The organism is Robertmurraya phoenicis, from assembly GCF_047302285.1.
Taxonomy (GTDB): Bacteria; Bacillota; Bacilli; order Bacillales; family Cytobacillaceae; genus Robertmurraya.
Map to the genome: position 1 here is coordinate 2672583 of NZ_CP154845.1, position 23038 is coordinate 2695620.

General features: G+C 37.7%; 17 protein-coding genes and 1 pseudogene. 2 read left to right on the forward strand and 16 right to left on the reverse strand.

Annotated features, from left to right (window positions below; translation table 11 throughout):
- Nucleotides 1-4: 4 nt before the first annotated feature.
- Complete coding sequence (locus AA0X71_RS13255; protein ID WP_413355780.1) at nt 5-1651, reverse strand: flavin-containing monooxygenase; 1647 nt, start codon at nt 1649-1651, stop codon at nt 5-7.
- 266 nt (nt 1652-1917) lie between these two features.
- Here AA0X71_RS13255 and AA0X71_RS13260 point away from each other — a divergent pair, with 266 nt between their 5' ends.
- On the forward strand, nt 1918-2613 hold the full coding sequence (locus tag AA0X71_RS13260) for a response regulator transcription factor (RefSeq protein ID WP_413355781.1): 696 nt from the start codon (nt 1918-1920) through the stop codon (nt 2611-2613).
- A gap of 98 nt (nt 2614-2711) precedes the next feature.
- On the opposite strand, the gene AA0X71_RS13265 is transcribed toward AA0X71_RS13260, so the two are convergent.
- From AA0X71_RS13265 to AA0X71_RS13325, 13 genes are all read right to left on the reverse strand, one after another.
- Nucleotides 2712-4055 carry a serine hydrolase domain-containing protein gene (locus AA0X71_RS13265; RefSeq protein WP_413355782.1) on the reverse strand — a complete coding sequence of 448 codons (1344 nt, stop codon included), beginning with the start codon at nt 4053-4055 and terminating at the stop codon, nt 2712-2714.
- Between the two features lie 54 nt (nt 4056-4109).
- Nucleotides 4110-5336: an MFS transporter gene (locus tag AA0X71_RS13270; protein WP_413355783.1), complete on the reverse strand. Its 1227-nt coding sequence runs from the start codon at nt 5334-5336 to the stop codon at nt 4110-4112.
- Nucleotides 5337-5444: 108 nt separating this feature from the next.
- Entirely contained in the window at nt 5445-6599 is a 1155-nt protein-coding gene (locus tag AA0X71_RS13275; protein ID WP_413355784.1) for a M20 family metallopeptidase, read from the reverse strand.
- 24 nt (nt 6600-6623) lie between these two features.
- Nucleotides 6624-7667: an ABC transporter ATP-binding protein gene (locus AA0X71_RS13280; RefSeq protein ID WP_413355785.1), complete on the reverse strand. Its 1044-nt coding sequence runs from the start codon at nt 7665-7667 to the stop codon at nt 6624-6626.
- Nucleotides 7667-8656: an ABC transporter ATP-binding protein gene (locus AA0X71_RS13285; RefSeq protein WP_413355786.1), complete on the reverse strand. Its 990-nt coding sequence runs from the start codon at nt 8654-8656 to the stop codon at nt 7667-7669. The genes AA0X71_RS13280 and AA0X71_RS13285 overlap by 1 nt, the downstream gene beginning before the upstream one ends.
- 48 nt (nt 8657-8704) lie before the next feature.
- Nucleotides 8705-9634, reverse strand: a complete 930-nt coding sequence (locus AA0X71_RS13290; protein ID WP_413355787.1) for an ABC transporter permease — start codon at nt 9632-9634, stop codon at nt 8705-8707.
- Between the two features lie 12 nt (nt 9635-9646).
- Nucleotides 9647-10564 (reverse strand): ABC transporter permease, encoded by a 918-nt coding sequence (locus AA0X71_RS13295; protein WP_413355788.1) that lies wholly within the window; start codon nt 10562-10564, stop codon nt 9647-9649.
- A 59-nt stretch (nt 10565-10623) separates the two neighbouring features.
- Complete coding sequence (locus AA0X71_RS13300) at nt 10624-12213, reverse strand: ABC transporter substrate-binding protein (RefSeq protein WP_413355789.1); 1590 nt, start codon at nt 12211-12213, stop codon at nt 10624-10626.
- A 75-nt stretch (nt 12214-12288) separates the two neighbouring features.
- A complete protein-coding gene (locus AA0X71_RS13305) occupies nt 12289-13662 on the reverse strand; it encodes a M20/M25/M40 family metallo-hydrolase (protein WP_413355790.1) in 1374 nt (457 codons plus the stop codon).
- Between the two features lie 35 nt (nt 13663-13697).
- Entirely contained in the window at nt 13698-14966 is a 1269-nt protein-coding gene (locus AA0X71_RS13310; protein WP_413355791.1) for a M20/M25/M40 family metallo-hydrolase, read from the reverse strand.
- A 65-nt stretch (nt 14967-15031) separates the two neighbouring features.
- Entirely contained in the window at nt 15032-16846 is a 1815-nt protein-coding gene (locus AA0X71_RS13315) for an alpha/beta fold hydrolase (protein WP_413355792.1), read from the reverse strand.
- A 31-nt stretch (nt 16847-16877) separates the two neighbouring features.
- Nucleotides 16878-18191, reverse strand: a complete 1314-nt coding sequence (locus tag AA0X71_RS13320) for a CapA family protein (protein WP_413355793.1) — start codon at nt 18189-18191, stop codon at nt 16878-16880.
- Between the two features lie 477 nt (nt 18192-18668).
- Nucleotides 18669-19862, reverse strand: coding sequence for a M20 family metallopeptidase (locus AA0X71_RS13325; protein WP_413355794.1), 1194 nt, complete (start codon nt 19860-19862; stop codon nt 18669-18671).
- A 202-nt stretch (nt 19863-20064) separates the two neighbouring features.
- Here AA0X71_RS13325 and AA0X71_RS13330 point away from each other — a divergent pair, with 202 nt between their 5' ends.
- Complete coding sequence (locus tag AA0X71_RS13330) at nt 20065-20925, forward strand: LysR family transcriptional regulator (RefSeq protein ID WP_413355795.1); 861 nt, start codon at nt 20065-20067, stop codon at nt 20923-20925.
- Nucleotides 20926-21020: 95 nt separating this feature from the next.
- Here the strand turns inward: AA0X71_RS13330 and AA0X71_RS13335 are convergent, their stop codons facing one another.
- On the reverse strand, nt 21021-22016 hold the full coding sequence (locus AA0X71_RS13335; RefSeq protein WP_413355796.1) for an ABC transporter ATP-binding protein: 996 nt from the start codon (nt 22014-22016) through the stop codon (nt 21021-21023).
- Nucleotides 22003-23014, reverse strand: a pseudogene (locus tag AA0X71_RS13340) (ABC transporter ATP-binding protein). Before AA0X71_RS13340 ends, AA0X71_RS13335 begins: the two are co-directional and overlap by 14 nt.
- Between the last annotated feature and the right edge of the window lie 24 nt (nt 23015-23038).

Sequence of the window (23038 nt, forward strand, 5' to 3'; positions counted from 1 at the left end):
CGAATTAGCTCAATACACTATCTTCAGAGGTTGATAAAGTAAATCCTTCATATCCTTTTTCAGCGACTTCATCACAAATATCTCGATATGCCCCTACACCACCTACATAGATATGGAAACCACGTGCCTTTTCTGCAATATTCGCTCCCATATACCATGAATCTGTTTTAACATAAAGAGTTTGCTCTGCAATTTCCCTACAATGCTTGCTCCAAGCCTTTTCAGCTTCTTCATCCACTTCGATAAGGTCTATATCATTATCACGCAAATAATTGACACAGTCTGAAACCCACTCCACATGCTGTTCAATTGACACCATCATATTACTTAGTACAGATGGACTCTCTGGACCAGTCAGCATAAACATATTGGGAAAACCAGCGGTACCTATTCCAAGATAGGTTCTAGTTTTGGCTCCACCTGCCCACTTTTCTTTTAATGAAATGCCGCCTCTTCCTCGAATATCGATGTTAAATAAGGGACCTGTCATCGCATCAAATCCAGTGGCGAATACAATCATATCGAGTTCGTAATCATCCATTTCTGTACGGATTCCTGCTGAAGTGATTTCCTGAATCGGTGCTTTTTTCACATCAACAAGTGTTACATTTTCTCGGTTATACGTTTCAAAATAATCAGTATCAATGATTGGGCGTTTCGTTCCATAATAAAAATGTGGCTGAAGCTTTTCTGCTACTTCCGGGTCCTCTACGACTTCTCGAATCTTCGAACGGATAAAATCTGCTACCTTCTCATTTGCTTCTGGTTTAATCGCTAAATCATTGTAAGCATAAGAGAGAGAAAAAAGACCTCCCTGTTCCCATCCTGCTTCAAATTGCTGATGGCGTTCTTCTGCAGTATCATCGAATACAGAACGATCCCGAGGTGTAACAGGAACACCTGTAGCGGATTGACGCATTCGCTCCTTAATTTCATCGTAATTTTCTCTAATTTGATTCATATAATGTAGATCTAGTGGTTCATTTCTTGCTGGAGTACTATATTGAGGTGTTCTCTGGAATACAGTGAGGTGTTCTGCTTCTTTTGCAATGACTGGGATCGCTTGAATACCACTTGAACCCGTACCAATTATTCCTACACGTTTTCCTTTAAATTCGACTTTTTCATGAGGCCAGTGCCCAGTATGATACCACTCACCTTTAAAATTTTCTAATCCTTTAAATTTGGGGATATTGGAAACAGATAAGCATCCAACAGCGGTTATGAAAAATTTGGCTTGTACAGTTGTACCATTCTGCAATTGAATATTCCATCTATTCTTACTCTCATCAAAACAGGCTGCACCGACCCTTGTATTGAATTGAATATCACGCCGTAAATCTAATTTTTCCGTCACAAAATTTATATAGCTTAAAATTTCTGGTTGTTCTGCATATTTAGCGGACCAAGTCCATTCCTTTAAGATCTCCTCTGAAAAAGTATAATTATAGTAAATACTTTCAACATCACAGCGAGCACCCGGATAACGATTCCAATACCACGTTCCACCAACATCGTTTCCGGCTTCAAATACACAACTTGTGAAACCCGCATTTCTTAAACGATAAAGCATGTATAATCCTGAAAATCCAGCCCCGACTATGACTGCGTCCACTTCTTGAACTGAGTTTGATTGATGAGATAATGCCATTTTTTCTACCTCCTTATAAGAATCTCTTTTTGCAACCAATCAGGATTTAGGTAAATTAGCACATGTCCCCAAAGAATCAATGTGGTAAAATTTAATTACTACGCATTTTTTAAACCACTTCATTGTAAACGTTTACATTGTTTCCCCCTTTCCTACATACGTCTACAACAAGTTGCTCGAACATCTAACTAAAGCTTACTATCTTATTAATTGATTGAATATTCCTAATTTTTCGTGTGGTCTATCCCTAAAAAGTAGGTGAAAATATGGCATATGAATATACGATTTCAAACGAACTCCGTGAATTAGAATGCGCTCCCACTTACGAAGATAAACTCTATAAAATACTTGAAACCTATATGAAGCTATTTCCAGTGAAAAATTCTTTTTTATTTCGATACTCCCATTTAGGTTTTCTTGGTGAAGGTATTATCTCTATAAACGCTGATGAATTAATTCATATTAGAGATATTCGTGATGATATTCGTTCATTACCAATCATTTACAGCGCTCTATACGAACGGAAAGCAAAATATTGTTCTGGTATTGATTACTTAAGACAGGTAAATAGTAAATACATTACTTCTTCCAACGTAAATTCTCTTGCTGTTATCCCGATTTGCTTTAATTCAGTGGCAATCGGATATATTTGCACGAACGAATTTAATAAAGAAGCGCTTATTGATCAGAAGTTACTTGCTTCCTTGACCACATATGGTCATAATGTTGGGAAAATATTAGAAAGATCACATGATTTAATAAAAACCAGATTATTAAGTAAAAGGGAATTGGAAGTGATGAAGAGGGTTTCATGGGGAGAAAGCACAAAGGAAATGGCTAACATTATGAATCTAAGCGAGTTAACGATCAATCAATATGTAAGAGCCGCTATAAAAAAACTTGGAGCACAAAATCGGGTTCATGCCGTTTCAATCTTATTTCGAAATGGGATCCTTTCTTAGTTCTTACCTCTCTGATAATTGTGAAATTAGTTAGAAAAGAAGCCATACCATTCCATCATAAAAGAAACGTTCAGATGGCTTCTTTAATTTTTTTGATTCTATAATCCCACAAATGTTTTTTCTAACACACGGGGATACATCCTTACCCCAAAGAAAGCTGCCCATATCTTTCCATTGGAATCAAAATAGAATTTGATTGGTTTGTCATTTTTAACAATCACTAACGTCTGCTTGTCACTAGCTCGTAGATCGTAAATTTCCCCAAAGAGATTCGCTTTTAACGTATCGTTTTCGAAATAAATTTTAATCTGACTATTGCTTTCTGCGCCTGCGTACGTGCCGACAAATTGTTCAAGTTCTTCAATTGATGCTTCATAGACCGGCTCTCTATTGGGTTGTTGTTCAAGAGGAATATGTAATATTTGATTGATGGCTGCTTGCCAAATATTTCGCACAGATACGCCTGTTACATTCGTTAATACAGCCACCACCAACTTCTCTTCTGGTACAAAACCGAAATTAGAGGACACACCTGGTTGACTACCACCATGTTCAATAAGTGTCACTCCAAAATAATCTGAGGTAATTTTAAGCGCAAACCCATAATAAGAAACTCGATCAATTTGATGCTTTGGTTCAAACATTTTTTGGATCTTATCTTTTTTAATGGCAAGTTTCGTTAACTCTGGTTCTTGATTTAAATAGAATTGACCATACTTGATTAAATCGATAACTGTTGAACGGATTCCACCACCAACTTCATAATTCCCAAGTTGTGGCCAAGGTACTTCCGTTAATTGATTGGTTTTCTTATGATAAATATACGGAGTCGTTACATTCGAAAATTTAAAAACTTCTTCTAAACTAAATGTTGAGCGATGCATTTCTAACGGGAATAATATATGCTCGGTTACATATTGTCGAAATAAGCGTCCTGTTATTTTTTCAATAATGGCTCCAAGAAGTAGGAACGTATCATTACAATAACTAAAATATTCTCCAGGCCCACCTAGGGCATAATATGGTTCTTTCTCCAAGTAAGCTAAATGATCTACAAAATAGTTAAAATTTTCACATCTCCTCATTGGTGGTAGTCCAACAGAATGTGTTAACAGATGATGAATTTTCACTTTACTGCTATCCTCTAGATTGCTTAGTTTAAAATCAGGCAAATATTTTATCACCTCATCATCCGTTGATAACTTCCCATCTGACTCTAGTTTCATAATCGCAAGGGCCGTAAATGATTTGGATATAGACGCAATTCCGAAAATCGTATCTTTTGTCACAGGTTCTCTCGCTTCGATATTTCGATATCCGAACCCATTTTCGTAAATCACTTCTCCATCTTTCGATACTGCTATGGCAACTCCAGCAATGTTTTCTTCCTTCATTAAATCTTCAACATACTTTTCAAAACGATTCCAATCCAGTAGTTTCACTTTACTTCCTCCATTTCAATATCTTAATAAAAATAGTAAGAGAAAGAACCCTCTCTATTTTGAAACATTATGACGTGCCTCACTATATTTACTTGAATAAGAAATATTGGGCATAATTATTTTTTTGATCCATGCTGCATTTACAAGTAATAACACGCCAGACCATATAAATATACTGCGTATTCCAAAGCCCGCAGTAAATAGCCCTGCAATATTCGGTCCAATGATATTTCCGAGGTACATCGCTGATGTTGAATAGCTATATGTACGACTCTCCATCCCTTCTGGAGCGAAATGGCGTAGCAACGTATTGATTGACGGAAGCATGCCTCCAATACACAAACCAAATAAAAAACGGAAGATAATTAGTTGCCAAAGATTCATAACAAATGCTTGTGGGATCATAAACAAAGCTGCTGCAATGACAGAATAAAGCAAGACATTTTCCGAGCCAATCTTATCGCCAAGCTTTCCGAGTCTCGGTGATGCGAGCATATTGGAAAAACCCATTACCGAGGCTGCCAGCCCTGAAAGAAAGGCAATATTTGATGCTGCTGGTGATAATTCTTGCACGAACACGGAAATAAGTGGGATCGTCCCCAATGTTGCTAATTGAACAAACGTAACAGAAATAAACAAGGAAGAAATCGGCTTGTTTGCCGTAATTTTTTTGAAATCATCAAAGATGCTCGATTTTTCCTCCTTTTCATTTTTAACAAAATCCTCATGAACAAAGAAGATAACGAGTACAGCTGCGATGAATAGTAAAATACCAGTATATGAAAATATGGCACCATAACCTAGGTGATCAGCCATTACTCCACCGATTAAAGGACCACCAATCGACCCTGATACGGCAGCTGCATTAAGAATACCTAAAGCATAACCAACCTTCTTCTTAGGTGCAAGCGTGCTCATTAATGCAATAGAAGCTGGTATAAAACCAGAAATACAACCATTAATCATTCTTAAGATTAATAGCTGAATGTGATTTGATACAAACCCCATTAAAGTGATCGTGATCGCCATACCAATTCCTGAACGAATGACCATCATTTTTCTCCCATGTTTGTCAGCAATTTTCCCCCATATTGGCGAAAAAATAAATGCCGTAAAAAAATTGCTTCCAAAAATTAGTCCTGTCCAGAGACCAGCTTCTTTCTCATTTGTTACCCCTAATTCCTGAATATACAAAGATAAAAACGGAGAGATCGAACTCATGGCTGCCACTGCTAAAAATTGACCAATACATAATATTACAAGGTTCCTTTTCCACCCCATTTTTTTCATCTCCAATTTGTTGCATTGCATTTGAAGTACGACGATATAAACACAACAAGTAATCTATTGATCTAAAGCACTGCTAAGATCAAATAGATTACTCGACTTCTATCGTGATTCTACTTTTATTAAACTTAATTGTTTCATAATCTCTGCTAGCATGTGCGTTCGTTCACAGAAGCTATCAATTTCTAGATACTCATCTTCACTGTGAGCGTTACCACCAACTGGACCCAAACCATCCATAGTTGGAATTCCCAATGCTTTTGTAAGGTTTCCGTCTGAACCTCCACCAGTGTAAGTATCTTTGATGTCAATTCCTAACTCATTTCCGATCCCCTTTATCACATTAAGCATTTCAACTGTTGCTTCATCCTTAACCATTGGAGGACGAATTTTCGAACCAACTACTTCAATCTGCGTACCCTCAACATCAGGTTTTGCACAGATTTCACGAATTCGACGATCGACAAACATCGCTTGTTCTGGCTTTGAAATTCTAACGTCTACTCCAGCAATTGCAGTAGGAGCCACTGTATTAACTGATGTTCCTCCTTTTAAAAGTCCGACATTTATGGTAATCCCATCATGATAATTAGTAAGCTTATGAAGTTTTATCGTTTTATAAGCGACTTCTTCAATGGCACTTCTCCCTTTTTCATGCTCAATTCCAGAGTGAGATGATACTCCTTTCACCTTTAGCGTATAGCTTGCTCCACCTTTTCGCTCCGAAACCAAGGAGCCATCTTTTCGACCAGGTTCAACAATCAAAGCATAGTCTTTATTTTTAGCCACTTCTTCAATTAGTTTCCTTGAAGAAATCGAGCCAATTTCCTCATCACTGTTTAAAACAATTTCGATATTTTGATAGGCCTTTTCATTCATATTCAATAATATTTTCATGGCATATAATAAAGAAACTAGACTTGCCTTCATGTCAACTACCCCTGGACCGTATGCGCGATTTCCCATTATTTGAAAACGTCGTTTTTTACTAGCTCCCTTTGGAAACACAGTATCCATATGAGCGACAACGATTATTTTAGGCTTCTTCGCTTCTTTATGTTTTATTACGAGGTGATTTCCTCGTTCCTTTTGAAGATCCACTTTTACTAAAAAGCCAAGTTCTTCATATTTTTTCTTTAAAATGGTCCCAATTTCGTCGATGCCTTCTTTGAAATAACTACCACTATCAATATTAACTAATGTTTCTAAAAGCTCTATCATTTCAGTTTCTTTGCTTCGAATGAACTCTATTATCAACTTCTATTCACCACCCTTTCTTTTCTAAGAGCGTATAATTCCATGACCAGAGGTTAGAGAAAAATGACAGGCCACATAATGTCCAGCTGATTTCTCAACTAAATCTGGGTAGTCCGTTTGACATTTTTTTGTAGCATAAGGACAGCGTGTGTGAAAATGACAGCCTGAAGGAGGATTAACGGGGCTAGGTAAATCCCCCTCCAAAATGACCTGCAATTTTTCATCTCTTCCGACCGGGTCAGGTATCGGAATTGCATTAATCAAGCCTTCTGTATAAGGATGCAATGGCATCGTAAATAGATCATCTTTACTCGCCAATTCAACCACCTTTCCTAAATACATTACCGCAATACGATTGCTGATATGCTTAACAGCAGGAAGGCCATGAGCAATAAAAATATATGTTAGATTAAATTTCTTTTGCAGGTCATTCAATAAATTTAATACTTGTGATTGAATCGATACATCCAATGCTGAGACTGGTTCATCACAAATAATTAGTTTAGGTTTTAATGCTAACGCTCTGGCAATACCAATTCTTTGTCGTTGCCCTCCACTAAACTCGTGCGGATAACGATAAGCATAGGAGGAATCTAAACCCACGACTTCAAGCAATTCCATTATTTTCTCCTCGAGTTCTTTCCCAGAAGCGATCTTATGAGTTTTAAAAGGCTCTGCAATAATATCAAAAACTTTCATTCTAGGATTTAAAGAAGAGTACGGGTCTTGAAAGATCATTTGAATATCTTTCTTAACCTCCTTCATCTCTTTTTTATTCAGTTTTCTTATATCTTTTCCTTCAAAGAGGATCTGCCCCTCAGTTGCTTCTAATAATCCCATAATAACATTCCCAGTTGTTGATTTTCCGCATCCGGACTCTCCGACAATTCCTAATGTTTCCCCTCTTTTCACTTTTATATTGATCCCATCCACAGCTCTTAAGAATGTCGTTTCTTTTTGGAACCACCCCTCTGAAACATCAAAGTATTTTTTCAAGTCTCTTATTTCAAGAAGATATTGTTCCTCTTTATTCTCTTGATTTTCTAGTAAAGTGGCCGTTTGAATCATTAAATGGCCTCCTCTCGAATTTCGGCATTCCAGCAACGCACCTTTAAATCGTTCCCATAGCTCATTAGATCAGGTTCTTGATCGGCACATTGTTCAGTGGCAAATGGACACCGTGGCTGAAACTGACATCCAGTAGGTCTATTTAATGGGTTAGGTACAGTTCCTTCTATAGACTCAAGTTCATCCTTTAACACATGAATTCGAGGCGTGCTTTTCAAGAGTCCTTGCGTATATGGATGCTTTGGTTTTTTAAAAAGAGTATATACATCTGCCTCTTCCACTACTTGTCCTGAGTACATTACAATGACCCTATCCGCAATTTCAGCAACTACTCCTAAATCATGTGTGATAATAATAATTGAAGTATGGTATTCTTTGCTAAGCTGCTTCATTAAATGAAGAATCTGTGCTTGAATCGTGACGTCAAGAGCTGTAGTAGGTTCATCCGCAATGAGTAGTTTTGGATTACAAGAAAGCGCCATCGCAATCATAACCCTTTGTCTCATCCCCCCACTTAATGAATGGGGATAGGATGAGTAAACTTTTTCTGCCCGGGGAATTCCTACTTTTTTTAGCATCTCAATGCTTTTCTTTTTCGCATCCTCTTTTGATACTTTTTGGTGCAAGACAATGGCTTCTGATATTTGATGACCGACTTTAAGAATTGGGTTTAATGAAGACAATGGCTCTTGAAAAATCATTGAAATTTCATTTCCGCGAATATCCCTCATATCTCTTTCCGGTATTTTCACTAAATCTTTTCCCTCAAATAAAATTTCTCCTTCTTCTATTTTTCCAGGTAAGTCAATTAAACCAAGGACTGAAAACGAGGTAACACTTTTACCGCATCCAGATTCACCGACAATCGCCACTTTTTCTCCTTTTTTAACTGAAAAAGAAACTCCATCAACTGATTTAATCACTCCCCGTTCTGTATGGAAATAAGTTCTCAACTCATTTATTTCTAGCAACCTTTCACTTTGGCTCATATTCAACCTCCTCTTTACTTATCAAATTGTTCCTATACGTCATTTCTATCATTTTCGATTTGATGTACGTGGATCAAGAACATCTCGTAACCAGTCTCCTAAAAAGATAATGCCAAGGACTGTTATCGTGATCGCTAAACCAGGAAAAGTCGCAATCCACCAACTCGTTGCTAAATAATCACGACCCGCTGTTAGCATTCCACCCCAAGAAACCGCTGGTGGCTGTATTCCAAGACCTAGATAGCTTAATGAAGCTTCTAAAATGATAATCGAAGCTACACTCAATGTTGTAATTACGATAAAAGAAGAAAACACATTTGGCAGAATATGTTGCCTAATAATCGTAAAATCACTTGTTCCAATCGTTCTAGCCGCTTTGACGAATTCTCGCTCTTTTATCGTTAACACTTCACTCCGGACAAGACGTGCATATGATACCCAGGCAGTTAACCCGATAACGATAATAATGGTTGAAAGCCCAGGACCAATAACTCCTAATATGACTAGTAAAAACAAAATGTTAGGAATCGCTAGGAATGCATCTACTAACCTCATAATCATATTATCTATCCAACCACCAAAATATCCTGCAATTAAACCTAACCAAAGACCTATCGCGCCGGCAATAATAACGGCAACTAACCCAACAATTAAGGAAACTTGTGAACCGTATATCACTCGACTTATAATATCTCTTCCTAAATTGTCTGTACCTAATATATGAGAACTTGAACCTCCTTCAAGCCACATAGGAGGAGTATTCATACTTGTGTAATTTTGTTCGTTAGGATCATATGGTGCCAATTGTTGCGCAAAAATTGCAGTTAATATAACAAATGTTGTAATAATAAAACCACATGTTCCTGTTTTACTAGCTAAGAGAAGCTTCACCCCTCTCATAAACTCCTTATTTCGGTTCTTCGCCTTACTCCTTGTTCTTGGAAGCGCTGTGCTTCCCACTTGAGAATTTACTGCCATCTTAATACCTCCTTAGTTATATTGAACCCGTGGATCCAGAAGATGGTACAATATATCGGCGAGTAGATTTAAACCAATAATCATAAATGAAATAACAAATACTGCTGCCTGGACAATGGCCATATCCCTTGCATTGACAGCCTGAATAAGAAGCTGACCTAAGCCGGGCCATGAAAAAACGACCTCTGTAATCAAAGCACCACTTACTAATGAGGAAATTTGTAAAAATACAATTGTTATGACAGGAACTAAAGAATTTCGAAACGCATGCTTATAAACGACGATTGAATTATTTAAGCCTTTGCTTTTTGCAGTTTTTATATACTCCTGACCGAGTATCTCAACCATATTAGAACGAACAAGTCTAGTTATTTCAGCAGCGCTGGCTGTTCCCAATGTTATAGAAGGTAAGACAAAGTGTAGCCATGTTCCTGTTCCTGAAACAGGAAAAATTTGCCACATCACTGAAAAGACAAGGATTAACATGATCCCTAACCAAAAATTAGGTAAAGCTTTCCCTAAGACAGATGCACCAGTTGCAAATAGGTCTAAGAATGAATTTCTCTTTGTTGCAGACCAAATTCCAAGAGGTATCGCTATAATGATCGCAACAATCATTGAAGTTAATGCTAGACTTAACGTCGCTGGTAATCTTTCTAAGACAATTGGAAGAGCCTCTGCGTTATAGCGATAAGAATCACCAAAGTCGAACGTAAACATATTTATTACAAAGGTTCCATATTGCACGATAAATGGACGATCTAACCCTAACGCTTCACGTAGATTATCAATATCTTCTTGTGTCGCATCTTCAGGTAGCATGAGTGAGACTGGATCACCAGCCACATATAGTAAACAAAAAACAATGAAAGAAATGATAATTAAAACAGGGATGATTTGTAGGACTCTACGCATAAAATACTTTTTCATTTGCTCACCTCTTTATTAAGAATCTGGGAAAACACCGATTTCTCCCAGATTCAACATAATTATTTCATTTTAATTTCTTCTACCATCCACATCTCATTTAACCTTGGTATAAAACTTATCCGGTCACTAACGGCGTAGAAGTTATCAACCTGAAATAAATAAATGTATGGTAATTCTTCAGCTGCAATTTCTTGTACTCGATAATATTGTTCTGCACGAGACTCCGGATCCATATTAATTTCAGCTGCTGTTAAAAGTTCATCAACCTCTTCATTATAGTAATCCGTATGCCCTTCGGTTTGCCAAGAACCATATGCATCAAGACCTTGAGCAGAATCAAATAATGAAGATGCAAGTCCAATTAAATACATTTCTTCGTTTTTATCAGCTTCACGCATTTCAGTGAAGGCACTCCACTCCATGAATTCTAACTCAGCGGTAATTCCAACCTCAGCTAACATCCCAACAATTACTTCTGCCATTTCACGATCTTGTAAGTAACGACCATTTGTAGCATGAAATTTGATCTTTACCCCATCCGCATAACCAGCTTCAGCCAATAATTCCTTTGCTTTTTCTGGGTCATAATTGTACTTGTCATGAAAATCACCACTAAATCCAAACGTGCCTGGATTTTCTCTATTTAGTTTTGGAGTACCTGAACCACCCATTACATAATCAATTAACCCCTTATCTTCAATTGCATAGTCAATTGCCTGACGGACGCGTAAATCACTCGTTGGATACCCTTCAGTGAGGCGAAGCGTAAGCATCATCGTTCTGTTCGTTTCTCCAGAGATGATTGCTGCACCATCACTTTGATTGACTCGGTCCCAATCTGCAGGAGGTATATTGGTTGCAATATCCACATTTCCCGTTAGAACCTCTGCTACACGTGTTGAATTTTCTGGGATGCTTCTGAAAACTAATTGATCCCAATCAGACTCATATTCTTTATTCCAGTAATCCTCATATTTTTCTAAAACCACTCGATCATCACGAACCCATTCGACAAATTTATAAGGTCCAGTCCCAATCGGGTGCTCAATATAACCTTCCAACCCTACTTCATCAATATAGTCTTTTGGCATCATTCCTGATGAAGAACGCGAAAGGCGATTAAGCATGGCTGGTTGTGGTCCATCTGTATGAATTTGTACTGTGTAATCATCGATGACTTCTACGTCCACTATTTGACGGTATTGCGAATGGTTTTGCAAAGATGGATCCTTAGCAATTCTTTCGAGTGTGTACTCCACATCTTCTGCTGTAAATTCCTCTCCGTTATGGAAAGTTACACCTTCCCTTAATTTAAATTCCCATGTTTCATCATCTAGTGTTTTCCATTCTGTCGCTAAATCTGGGACAAATCCTGCATCTCCCTCATTTTTCACCAAATAATTGACCATGTTGATATGTATGGATTCTGTAAGTGTATGGGAATGATTATGGATATCTGTTGTTTGCATATCACTTCCGTGTGCAATCGTTAATGTTCTACTATCATTATCATTATTAGTAGTTGATGGTGATTCTGATGATGTAGTCCCCTCTACTTCACTTGAGGTTGCTCCATTGCTGCAACCTGAAATAATAAATACACAAATGAGTAGAAGATGCATAAATTTCAGCGTCGACTTGCTGGACATTGAATAGTTCCCCCTTTTATACCTCGATTCAAGATCGAAGACAGAAAAAATTGTATTTTTCAGATTTTTCATCCGTTAAATAGATAAGGTTTCTTCTTTAGCTGAATTGTATTGAAAATTATGGATCACTAGTGCAGCAAATTTAATCCCTTCAATGAAGTCATCCACATAAATGCTTTCATTTGGCGCATGATTTTGAGATTGTGCATGGCCAACCCCAAATCCTACTGAAGGTATCCCAAACTTTTGGCAGAGTTTATACATTGGGCCAGTACCAGCTTGAGATGGTACGACCTGTGGCTCTTCTTGGAAAAAGGTTGTAGCGCTGTCGACAAGACATTTTACAAGTGGGTCCTGCAAATCAGTCTTTCCTGCTCTCTGACCTTTCAATGTGACAATGTCGATATCGGTAAATCCATGTGAATCTAAATGTTTCCTAAGTAATTCTAGAATTTCATCTGGGGCTTGCTTGGCAACTAAACGGAAATCAATTTTTGCTTTGGCAACAGAGGGAAGAACGGTCTTCGCTCCTTGATCAATGTAACCAGACTCAATCCCACAAATGGTGCAAGTAGGCTTAAAGATCAATTTTTCTTTAAGTGCCAGTCCTGAAAGATTATTCACGAAGCTATCTAGACCAAGCAAATCCAACATTTCTTGTTCTTTATAATCCATTTTTTCCAATAATTCTTTTTCTGCAGGGGCCATTTCTGCTACTTGATCATAGAACCCATCAATTAGGATTTCTTCTTTTTCATTTTTCAATGTACTTAATGCCCAAACTAAACGCCAAGCCGGATTTTTTACAATAGCTGCTTTGGCAGAATGTAAATCAGTATTAGCTCCTTTTGCATGCAATTCGATATAGAGCATACCTTTACAACCTAATGTAAGCTGAAATTTATTATCAATCGTTTTATAGCCATTCTCCCAAATGATGCCATCAGCTCTCACTTTATTGAGATGATGGTCTGCAAAGTCTTCTAAATGAGGACTGCCGATTTCTTCCTCTCCCTCAACAATGAATTTCACATTAATCGGCAATTCACCGTATACCTGTTGGTAAGCATGAACGGCACAAATACGAGATAATAATGTCCCTTTGTTATCCGCAACACCACGTGCATATAGCTTCCCATCTCGTATTTCTGGAGAAAAAGGTGGGCTTCCCCATTGTTCTAATGGGTCTTCTGGCTGTACATCGTAATGATTGTAAAAAGATAATGTCTTCTCTTTCTCGTAATCCAGTTCCCCATAGACAACAGGGTTCCCTGAAGTGGGAACTTGTTCGACGCTAGCAGATAAATCTTTCAAATGATTTTCTACTAAAGTAACCGTTTCTTTAATCCCTCGATTTTGAGCAGAAACACTTGGTTGTTTACAAATTTCAATCAACCAATTTAAGTACTTTTCTTTATGTTCCTCAATATATTGATAGACTTTTTCCATTTCTAACACCACTCCTTGATTTTTAAGAGGAGATTTTACTCTCCCCTTATCTCTAATAAAGGCTCCGTACACTCAGTCACACCGACAAGACCAAGAATGGTTAAAAGAATTTTCTGGACTCCATAAAACGCATCTTTCGGATTAAACCATTCATCTAGAGTGTGCGTTCCACCTGTTTCTCCTCCCCCTCCGAGCGTAACCGCTGGAATTCCTAGATTAATAGGGACATTAGAGTCCGTACTACCGGCTGGTGCAAGAATTGGTTCAAAACCTAGTCCTTTCGTTGCTGCAAGAGATGCTTGAACCGCCATTGATTCTACACTTTGTGAACCAGCGGGACGATCACCAACCAATTTTATTTCTACCTTAATGACATCCGTATTCCATCGCTTATTCTCCTCTTCAGCAGCCTCATTTAAAATCGCCAACACAGTGCTTTCAAGGCTCAGAAGTTGTTCTTGTGAAGAGGAACGTAGATCGATTACCATATTGGCCGTTTCTGAAATCGTATTGACAGACGTACCTCCACTAATCAAACCGATATTAAAAGTCGTTTTCGGCTCATTCGGCACTTGAAGATCAGCTATTTTAGCACCTGCACGTGTTAGAGCATGAGTGGGGCTCGGAGTTCCAAAGGCACCATAGCTATGACCTCCTGGACCTTTGAATGTAATACTATATCGCTTACTGCCAACTCCTAAATATGTCGTTCTTTCTGGACTTCCAGGTTCAATGGAAATAAAACCATCAATATCTTTACGATTTTTGAAAAGAGCCTTCATGCCTCGTAAATCTCCTAAGCCTTCTTCCCCCACATTCGCTCCAATGATGATATCTCCTACGGTTTGGATATTTGCATGATTTAAGCTTCTAATTAACGTAAGCACGGATGCCAATCCTCTTCCATCATCACCAATTCCCGGAGCATAAATGATGCCATCCTTTATCTTCGCCTTCACATCCGTGCCTTCAGGAAATACGGTATCTAAATGACCACAGACTACTAATTTCGGCTCCTTTCCTGTGCCAGGACGGACACCAAAAACATTCCCTACCTCATCAACTGATATATTCTGAATTCCAAGTGCTTCTAATCGTTTTTTGAAATCCCCCCCTCTCACTTCTTCTTGAAAGGTTGGGGCGGGAATTTCTGTGATCTCTGTTTGTTCTTTTGCCGTAAATTCATTGTCTGCTTCTAAAAATGCTAATCCCTTTTTTACTTTGTCATTACTCAATAACTCTTTATAAACAGCTTCCACTACACTTGAAATAAACACTTCTTTCTCTTTCGTTTCAATCTCCATATTTTTCATTCCTCCATTCATTTAATTGGGCTTGGCTTATGCCTATTCAACTGTGTTCCATCATTCTAATCAGCTGCCATTTCCGTATTGACAAGATGTTTTTTAAAGAATTCAATCGTTTTTTGATTCATCGTAATATGGTTTTCAATCTTCTCCGTTTGATGACCCTCATCTTCAAAAAAGATAAAATCAACCTCTTGCTTCCGTTCTTTCATTTCGCTAATCAATTGTTCAGCTTCACTTATCGGAACTCGAGTATCATTGCGTCCATGAAAGACAAATAGTGGAGCAGTAATTTTTTCAGAGTGATGTAATGGTGCGATTTCATCAAAAAACTCACTTAATTCTTCTAATGAACCGTATTCACATTCTCTCAATCTCCGTCTCCAAGCTCCTGTATTTTTCAACATCGTTTTAAAATTCGATATTCCTACAATATCTACTCCAGCTGCCCATAATTTTGGGAAGTGGGTAAGTGCTGCCAAAACCATAAAACCACCGTAGCTTCGCCCCATAATCCCGATTTTCTTTCGATCTACTCTATGTGTAAAAATCAAATCCTCAACAAGTTCTGCTAAGTCTTTCACTGAGTCCATTCGTTTTCTACCGTCATCCATTTGCAAGTAGCTTCTTCCATAGCCATTACTACCACGGACGTTTGGTACAGCAACTGCAAAACCTTGTTTCACTAAATATTGGATAACTGGATGATACTCTGCTCTTGATTGGCTCTCAGGGCCACCGTGAACGTAGAGGATGGCTGGTTTCTCGCTTGGTGATTGTTGTTTTTGTCCGTAATAAAAATAAGGAATCTCGAGTTCATCGAATGACCGAAACGAACAGAGCTTTGGTTCAACCCAATAGTTTCCAACCTTTTCCGATTGACCAAAAAACGTTAACCTCTCAACCTTGTTTTCTGTCATTTTAAATTCCCAAATATCCCCTGGTAGCTGAGGAGATTTAAGTGTAAAGATGAGCTGATTATGATTTAACCAAGAGAGTGATTCTATCACCCCTTTTGGATAACCACTCACTTTCTCTAAAGCTTGAAATTGCAAATTATATAAATATAATTGAGAAATGCCACCTTCATTTACCGATAAAACGATTATCTCCTCGCTTGGAGAAAGCTTAATTTCTTCAATATCCCAGTTTTCAAAAGAAACCAATTTCTCAATAAGTTCAGGCTTTTCCATAGAAACCTTACTTAAACATAGGACCTCTTCTCCAAAATCAGTTAATAGGTAAGCTAATTTTCTATTTTTCGTACATTCTAAAGACTGATAGCGAGCTAAAGGATGCTCGTTTCCAATTCTAATTTTTTCCTTACTTTGTAGATTAATCATGTAAAATGAACTATCGATATTCGTCTCTCGGATTGTAATTAATAGATGCATAGAATCAATCCACTTTACAGGAGTACAAAATTCATCTGATTGAAAAACAACTTCTGTTTCATTCGTCTGAATATCAACGACAAACACATCAAAATAGCTAGGACCTCTTCGATTGCTAGAATATGAGATTTTTTCCCCATCCGGGGACCAGCCACCTGGATAATGAAAATGGTCTTTTGAAAATACTAATTCCTCTATTTTCGAATCTTCGACAGAAAAAAGGGATAGCTGTTGTTTTTCATTTCCTTTATAATCCGTGCCTATTAGTGCCATTCTGCCATTTGGTGAATGAGCGATGCTCAGTACACGATCTGGTAATTCAACATATTGGATCGGTTCTTTTTTTTCATTTAATGTCCAAACTTGAGGGATGCCAGTTAGTTTTGCAATAAAGGTAAATTTATTTTTCCCTGGGATCGACTGTGATTGATAAGCAGATTTCACTTCTAAATACGCTAGTAATTCTTCTTCCTCTGTCATCATTCATTCCACTCCTTTTTGGGTAAATACAAGACTAGCTTTTGATTAAATCTTTCACATAAATTCGACCAATGCCTTCCTCAATTTCAATTTTTGTACCATATGGTTCAGAGAGTTCCTGTAGTTTCTCCAATACGACTGTTCGATTATCGAATGCAGGCAACCCTCTTCTTGACCTTGGTTCCTTAAAACCTAATTCAATTGGGTAAAGAAGGATCTCTTCTAACTCACCATCTTTCATTTTCCAAGTAGGAATGAAAGATAACCAGATGTTTTCTAATGTACTGAAACCAGCCGTGTTGTTTCTACTTCTTTTATCCAAAGCATCTGCAATATTGTTTGTATGATCCAAGTTGTATTTTTCATAAAAATCGGCTGGTAAATGGGTTACTGTATCGTTTTGGAAAATAAAGTTTCCTAAGCTATAAAAAATTGGCTTAGATTTATAGATTTCAATTCCCCTCACAATGTGGGGGCCATGACCGATCACCGCATGTGCTCCCTCATCAATACACGCTCTTGAGAAGGTTTCTAAAAATTCAGCAGGAAGGTCTTTTCTTTCTCCTTTCATTTCGTGAGCATGAATACTAACTAAAACATAATCAGCCTGTCGTTTTGCTTCAGAAATGGCGTTTCGTATCCGGTTCATATCTCTTTCATTCGGTATCGTTACTTGACCCTCATCATCATCTACCTGAAAGAGATATTTTCCAAAGGAATATAATTCATCTGTTCTTGGAAGTTGAAAACCCTCTTTAATTTTCAAATTTTCTCCGGCATTAATATCAACTGCATCAGCAATTTCCTTTAATTGAGCTAGTTTTTCAGCTGAAATTTTATGAATACTTTGGTAGCGAAGTGGGTTAATTCCTGGCCTTCCCATCATATCTGGACGTTGGTCTCCGGCAATATGGGTTTCATGGAAGGAAGATGTTGCTGCAATCAACGCAACTCTACCTGAACTTGTCTCTAAATATTTCGGTTCACTAGCAAAAGCTAAATTACTTCCGACACCTGCATGAACAAATCCATATTGATTCAAATACCTCTCAGTTGCTTCAAGTCCACCGTATGTATAATCAAGCGTATGATTGTTAGCCCAAGCAATTAGATTAAATCCATAATTTCTAATATCCTCTAGCACATCCGGTGAAGTTCTTGCCCAAGTACCTCCACTAACTGCTCCAGGATACCCTTCATAATTATGTGCGGTGACTTCAAAATTCGTAAACCGAACTTCTGCGTTATGAATGAGTGTAGCAATTCCAGTAAAGCCCTTGTTACCAGGTGGCACTCTCCTTGTGATAAAACTATCCCCTGTTGCCACAAATGTCAGCAATTTGTCCATGGCTCTCACTCCTTTTATATTTTTTCAATTTAACGCTTTATCTTATTAAAATTGTATATGTTAAGGATATACTGAAAAAATATAATTGTCTAAATTTTTGTAATATTTTATAACAAGGTTTTTATTATTTGCTATTTTAATGTAACTATAGTCCCCCCTTTAAGTTTTAATTAGTTCGTAGTTCCTATTACCACCGTATTAAGGTAACGCTTACAAATTAAAGGGATTTACTCATTTTCACATTATTGCACACGTGCAAAAATCTTTTAATCTCATTTCATAAAATTAGATATTAGAATAATTTAGTAGTTTTTAAGAAAAGTTATTTTAAAATAATATTTTATTGAGAGGAAAGATAGTCGTAGTGAGGTGTACAATAAAAGTGCTAACACCATCTAAACAAGAAGCACTTCTATTGTACAAGGGAGAGGTTCACACTAACGTGTTCCACTTCGTAGAAATTTCTGGATTTCAAGATTATTCTTCGCTAATTTTCTTCCATTCTTCAAATTCTATTCGAACCCTTTTTAATGCTTCTGGTTTCATACATAATTCATATGTAGTCATTGCCATCGCTTTTGCAGCATGGTTTAAGCCGAGCATCCCTAATTCAGATTTAGAATCCTCTGCAAACTCTGGAGTATGACCGCCACCTTCACCGATTCGAATATAAGGGTGAATGGTAGCTGTCACCTGTCCGACATTTCCGATATCAGAAGAACCAACTCCACCTTTTTTCGGTGGATCATTTACTTCAACTCCCATCGAAAGTAAATTAGCTTTATAAAGATTTGCCAATGCGACATTATTATTTCGTTCAGCATATGTGACTCCTTCAATAATTTCACAGGTCGCTCCAACTGCTTCGGAAGAATTCCTAACAGCCCGATATACTTTTTCCTTCACTCCTTCTAGTTCACTTCTAGTCGATGCTCGTATCATAAACTTTGCCTCACAATAACCAGGAACAATATTGGCTGCTTGCCCACCGTTTGTAATAATTCCATGAATTCGCACATCATCAGTGAAAAATTGCCGCAAACTATTAATCGTATTATAGCTATTTAACAGGGCCTCTAACGCACTAATGCCCTTTTCTGGTGAACCAGCAGCATGGGATTCTTTCCCATAAAATTTGAATATAGATGTCACACAAGCAAGCGCTCCTCGAACAACCATCGTTTTTCTAGATGGGTGAGTCATCATCGCAGCATCAAGATCATCAAATATTCCTTTTTCACACATGATGACCTTTCCTCCACCATCTTCCTCGGCTGGAGTTCCAATTACTTTAATCTTTCCTGGAAGCTCTGGAAAAGCTCCTTTTAACGCCAGTGCTGCTCCAATAGCAGATGTCCCGATGATATTATGTCCACAAGCATGTCCAAGGCCAGGTAAGGCATCATATTCTGCTAGTATTCCAATGGTTGGTCCACCCGCACTTCCCTCCCATGTCGCAATAAAAGCAGTTTGAAGACCGGCCACACCCCGCTCTACTATAAAACCCTCTTCTTCTAGTTTCTCTGAAAGCCATTCAGACGCTTTAAATTCATAAAAGGCAAGCTCCGGATTAGAATGAATTCTTAAAGCAAGTTCCCTCAACTCACTGTCTAGTTGATCAACTATTGCAACAATCTTCTCTTTATCAACGGATAAGTCTGTCGTAATCATCAATACTCCTCCTCCATTCCTTTTTTGTAATCTACTCGAACACATTTAGCCAGTATAAATAACTGGACTTTTCTACTAACTTAATCATATAATTATTTTTAATATTTATAAAATTCAAATCTTTTTATCTTATAATAAGATTTTTTTATACTATAATACGTATAAATATAAAAAGATTTTCTATTATAAAGGGGTAGAGCATGTGGATTCCAAAGATTGGATTATACTAGACGCACTTTATGAGGAAGGAAATATTACGAAGACTGCCGAAAGACTTTACAGTTCTCAGCCTGCAATTACTTATCGTCTCCAACAACTAGAATATGAGTTTGGGGTAAAAATATTGATACGTAATAAAAAAGGGGTAAAGTTTACGGATGAAGGAGAATATTTGGTTAAATATGCAAGAAAAATGATCGAAGAGCTAAGGCAGACCAAAGATCATATTCTTGATTTAGGAGGGGCAATCAAAGGTACTTTACGAATAGGGGTGAGCAGCACCTTTGCTCAATATAAATTACCGATGTTGCTAAAAGGGTTCCTATCAAATTACCCTCATGTACAGGTAAACATCAAGACAGGATATAGCTCCGAAGTCTTCCATATGCTTAAACACGACGATGTTCAAATTGGGATTGTTAGAGGCGAGTACAATTGGGATGAATTAAGTCATAAATTATATCAAGAAGGAATTTCGATCATTTCTCATCGGGAGCTGCATATAGAAGATCTCCCCAACCTACCAAGAATCAATTATAAAATGGATCCTTTATTCAAGCAAATGATCGAAACCTGGTGGTATCAAACCTTTACTGATTCGCCTCATCATTACATGAAAGTAGATAAAATTGAGACTTGTAAGGAGATGGTAAAGCTTGGTTTAGGTTATGCCATTATTCCAGAAATATGTTTGCCATCAGAAAGTCCATTTACAACCTATAATCTTGAGTATGAGGATGAAACATTAATTCGGAATACTTGGATGAATTATCGTGAAAAATCACTCGATTTATCCGTAGTAAAGGAATTTGTCGATTATGTTACTCACTCAAAAATTATCTAATTGAGTTTAAATTTTACATAAAAAAGCTTTGCTATTTTTGGGTTAACATAGCAAAGCTTTTTTATGATCCTATCTGACTGAAATCTTCTTCATCGTTACTCGTACAAGTGACACGAAACAAAATGCTTGGTTGAAACTTCTACCTTTACTGGAGTTTCGGTCTTGCATTTATCCATAGCAAAAGGGCATCTTGTATGGAAGGAACAACCAGATGGAGGATTAAAAGGCGATGGAATTTCTCCTTTTAGCATAATCCGTTCCCTTTTTAATTTTGGATTCGCTACAGGAACAGCTGATAATAGTGCCTTTGTATAAGGATGTAAAGGTTCTTCAAATAAGAGCTCATTCGGGCCTTCCTCTACTAGATTTCCTAGATACATAACCCCTATTCGATCAGAAATATGGCGGACGACACTCATATCATGTGCAATAAAAAGGTATGATAAATTAAATTCTGCCTGGATTTCCTCTAGTAAATTGATGATTTGTGATTGGATTGATACATCAAGTGCAGAAACTGGTTCATCTAATATAATGACCTTCGGGTTCACCACTAAAGCTCTTGCTATCCCGATACGTTGTCGTTGTCCACCTGAGAGCTCGTGTGGGTAGCGATAATAATGGTCTACTTGTAGCCCCACCTTCCGCAAAATATCCATGACCATGTCTGTTCGATCTTTTCTCTCGCCAATATTATGGATCGCCAACGGTTCCTCTAAAATCTGTCCAACTCTCTTCCTTGGATTTAAGGAAGTATACGGATCTTGGAATACCATTTGTAATTCTTTTCTAAAGGGGCGTAGGTCATTACGATTTAACTGTAAAATATCCTCGCCATTGTAGATCACCTTTCCATCTGTAGGCTCAATTAATTTTAATATTGTTCGTCCTAATGTACTTTTCCCACAGCCAGATTCACCTACTAATCCATAAGTCTCATTTTGATAGAGTGAGAGGGAGACTTCATTGACAGCTTTAACAGTTCCCTTTACCCCGCCTAGTTTGCCTAAAGACCCATTCATAAAATAATACTTCTTTAGCCCTTGAACCTCTAATAAAGAACTAGTAGATTGGTTATCATGTTGCAACATATGCTCCCTCCTCTTCCTCTTTAATTTTTTGGGCATGCCAACATCTGACTAATTGACCTCCACCAATATCTTCAAGTACTGGTGCTTTTTTTAAACAGGTTTCGTCAGCAAAAAGACAACGTGGAGCAAATCGACATCCTTGAGGTACATTATTTAATGAAGGAACAGAACCTTCAATCACGTGAAGTTTTTCTGAACGCGGTCCTTCTAAATGTGGCATCGATTGAAGCAACCCTTTTGTATATGGGTGTAAAGGATTCGAAAAAAGAGCATTTACTTCCGCTTCTTCAACGATTTGACCGAGATACATAACGACCACTCGTGTACACATTTGAGCAACTACACCTAAATCATGGGTAATTAACATCACACCCATATTTAATTTCTCATTTAAGTCACTAATCAAATCTAATATTTGCGCTTGTATCGTCACATCCAAAGCAGTTGTTGGTTCGTCTGCGATTAGAAGTTGGGGCTCACAAGCTAATGCAGTTGCGATCATTACCCGCTGTAACATCCCACCAGACAATTGATGGGGATATTCATTTGCTCTTTTTTCAGGAGAAGGAATTCCCGTCATCGCCAATAAGGCAACGGCCTTTTCAATTGCTTCTGCTTTTGAAACATTATTATGTAGCATAATCGATTCAGCTACTTGCCCACCAATCGTGTAAACGGGATTCAGTGAGCTAGATGGATCTTGAAAGATCATGGAAATGTCATTTCCGCGAATATGTTGCATCTCATTTAACGGAATTTGTAGCGAGATCTTCTCCATTAAATAGAATTTGACCATCATATTGAGCTGTGTATTTTTCATCAAAAAGTCGTAAAATGGACTGCGAGGTAACACTTTTACCACAGCCGGATTCTCCCACAACGCCGAGTATCTCTCCTTCGTCAATATGAAACGAAATCCCATCAACGGCCGTTACCCATCCCCGTTCTGTTTGAAAATGAGTTTTCAATTCCTTAACTTTCAACAATGGTTCATTCAATGATTCTCACACCCTTTTTATCAA

Excerpts from the sequence above, each read along its gene's own strand:
- AA0X71_RS13280 (WP_413355785.1), bottom strand. The coding sequence starts at position 7,667 with ATGATTCAAACGGCCACTTTACTAGAAAATCAAGAGAATAAAGAGGAA.
- AA0X71_RS13305 (WP_413355790.1), bottom strand. The coding sequence starts at position 13,662 with ATGGAAAAAGTCTATCAATATATTGAGGAACATAAAGAAAAGTACTTA.
- AA0X71_RS13260 (WP_413355781.1), top strand. The coding sequence starts at position 1,918 with ATGGCATATGAATATACGATTTCAAACGAACTCCGTGAATTAGAATGC.
- AA0X71_RS13300 (WP_413355789.1), bottom strand. The coding sequence starts at position 12,213 with ATGTCCAGCAAGTCGACGCTGAAATTTATGCATCTTCTACTCATTTGT.
- AA0X71_RS13270 (WP_413355783.1), bottom strand. The coding sequence starts at position 5,336 with ATGGGGTGGAAAAGGAACCTTGTAATATTATGTATTGGTCAATTTTTA.
- AA0X71_RS13320 (WP_413355793.1), bottom strand. The coding sequence starts at position 18,191 with ATGGACAAATTGCTGACATTTGTGGCAACAGGGGATAGTTTTATCACA.
- AA0X71_RS13290 (WP_413355787.1), bottom strand. The coding sequence starts at position 9,634 with ATGGCAGTAAATTCTCAAGTGGGAAGCACAGCGCTTCCAAGAACAAGG.
- AA0X71_RS13255 (WP_413355780.1), bottom strand. The coding sequence starts at position 1,651 with ATGGCATTATCTCATCAATCAAACTCAGTTCAAGAAGTGGACGCAGTC.
- AA0X71_RS13325 (WP_413355794.1), bottom strand. The coding sequence starts at position 19,862 with ATGATTACGACAGACTTATCCGTTGATAAAGAGAAGATTGTTGCAATA.
- AA0X71_RS13310 (WP_413355791.1), bottom strand. The coding sequence starts at position 14,966 with ATGGAGATTGAAACGAAAGAGAAAGAAGTGTTTATTTCAAGTGTAGTG.
- AA0X71_RS13315 (WP_413355792.1), bottom strand. The coding sequence starts at position 16,846 with ATGATGACAGAGGAAGAAGAATTACTAGCGTATTTAGAAGTGAAATCT.
- AA0X71_RS13335 (WP_413355796.1), bottom strand. The coding sequence starts at position 22,016 with ATGTTGCAACATGATAACCAATCTACTAGTTCTTTATTAGAGGTTCAA.
- AA0X71_RS13285 (WP_413355786.1), bottom strand. The coding sequence starts at position 8,656 with ATGAGCCAAAGTGAAAGGTTGCTAGAAATAAATGAGTTGAGAACTTAT.
- AA0X71_RS13295 (WP_413355788.1), bottom strand. The coding sequence starts at position 10,564 with ATGAAAAAGTATTTTATGCGTAGAGTCCTACAAATCATCCCTGTTTTA.